Origin of the sequence: Acidisphaera rubrifaciens HS-AP3 (genome assembly GCF_000964365.1) — a bacterium.
GTDB classification, from domain to species: domain Bacteria; phylum Pseudomonadota; class Alphaproteobacteria; order Acetobacterales; family Acetobacteraceae; genus Acidisphaera; species Acidisphaera rubrifaciens.
This window is the reverse complement of record NZ_BANB01000159.1, coordinates 1-1,727: the sequence shown is the minus strand read 5'-3', so window position 1 is coordinate 1,727 and position 1,727 is coordinate 1. Positions and strand designations below refer to the sequence as shown.

Genomic DNA, 1,727 nt, shown 5'->3' with positions numbered 1-1,727 from the left:
GCCGGCCCGCCGGGCGGGCGCGCCGCGCGCGGACGGAATTCCGCGGATGGAGACGGTGCGGATCACCGCGCCGGACCTGCAGCGCCGCGCGGCGCTCGAGAAGACGCGGGGCCGCCTCGTGGTCGCGGCCGTGGGCTTCGCGGCGCTGTTCGTCGGTGTGCTGCTGAAGCTCGCGGACGCCACCATCATCAGCCCGCTGATGCCTCGCCATGAACCCGTGCCCATCGCGCAGCTGGTGGACCCGCCGAAACCGACGCCGGGAACCATCACGCACCACGTCCGCGCGATGATCACGGACCGCAACGGGGAGATCATGGCCATCTCCCTCCCGACGGCCGCGCTGTACGCGGACCCGAAGGAGATGATCGACCCCGTCGATACGGCCCACAAGCTGAAGCTGGCCCTGCCGCGCCTCGACGAAGCGCTGGTCCGCACGCGGCTGGAAGCGGCCAAGCAGTTCGTCTATCTCGCGCGGCAGATCACGCCCACCGAAGAGCTGCGGATCAACGGGCTCGGCATACCCGGCGTCTATTTCGAACCGACCGAGCGCCGGCGCTATCCTCTCGGTCGTACGGCGGCACAGGTCCTCGGCGGCACGGACGTGGACGGGCACGGCGTCGCCGGCGTGGAGAAGTTCTTCGACGAGCGGCTGCGTGACGACGCGACGCCGCTCAAACTATCGATCGACGTGCGCGTGCAGGCGATCGTGCGCGAGGAGCTGTTGGCGGCCAAGGACGAGTTCACGGCCATCGGCGCCTGCGGCATCGTGATGGACGTCCGCACCGGCGAGGTGCTGGCGATGGTCAGCCTGCCCGACTACGACGCCAACGATTTCGGCAACACCGTCGCCGACGACCGCTTCAACCGGGCCGTCACCGGCATGTACGAGCCGGGCAGCACGTTCAAGCTGCAGACCGCGTCGATGGCCCTCGACTCCGGCATCGTACACATCTGGAACGAGTTCGACGCCAGCCACCCCATTCACATGGGCCGTTTCACGATCACCGATTTCGAGGGCAAGCACCGCTGGCTCTACCTGCCGGAGGTGCTCGCCTATTCGTCGAACCTGGGCGCCGCGCATATCGCGCTGACGATCGGCGCGGAGCGCCAGCGCGCGTGGCTGCGTGGCATGGGCATGTTCCGCCGTGTCGGCATCGAACTGCCCGAGGAGGGGATGCCAATCATCCCCGCCGCGGCCAACTGGAAGGAGCTGACGACGATGACCGTCGGCTTCGGCCACGGCATCGCCGTCTCGCCGCTGCACGTCGTCCGCGGCACCGCCGCCATCGCCAACGGCGGCATCCTGATGCGGCCGACCATTCTCGCGCTCGCGCCCGGCGAACAGCCGCACGAGGGCAGGCGGGTGATGGAGGAGGGCACGTCCGACATCATGCGCAAGCTGATGCGCCTCGTCGTGACGGAGGGTTTCGGAAAGGCCGCCGAGGTCGCCGGCTACTACCCGGGCGGCAAGACGGGCACGGCCGAGAAGGTCGGCGCGCACGGCTATAAGAAGCACGCCAACGTGGCCGCCTTCATGAGCGTGTTTCCGATGAACGCGCCGCGCTTCGCCGTCTACATGATGCTCGACGAGCCGCACGCCACGGCCGCCACCCACGGCTATGCCACCGCCGGCTGGGTCGCGGCGCCGGCCGCCGGACGGGTCATCGCGCGCATCGGTCCGATGCTCGGGCTGCTGCCCGACATCGCCGACAAGGCTCAGATCGACC

At 69.4% G+C, this 1,727-nt stretch carries 1 protein-coding gene; it reads left to right on the top strand.

All coding sequences use genetic code 11. The features are described 5' to 3' along the window. Positions 1–46: 46 nt before the first annotated feature. Positions 47–1,727 (top strand): peptidoglycan D,D-transpeptidase FtsI family protein (locus B8460_RS05780; RefSeq protein WP_052945142.1); only part of this gene is annotated, 1,681 nt, incomplete at its 3' end.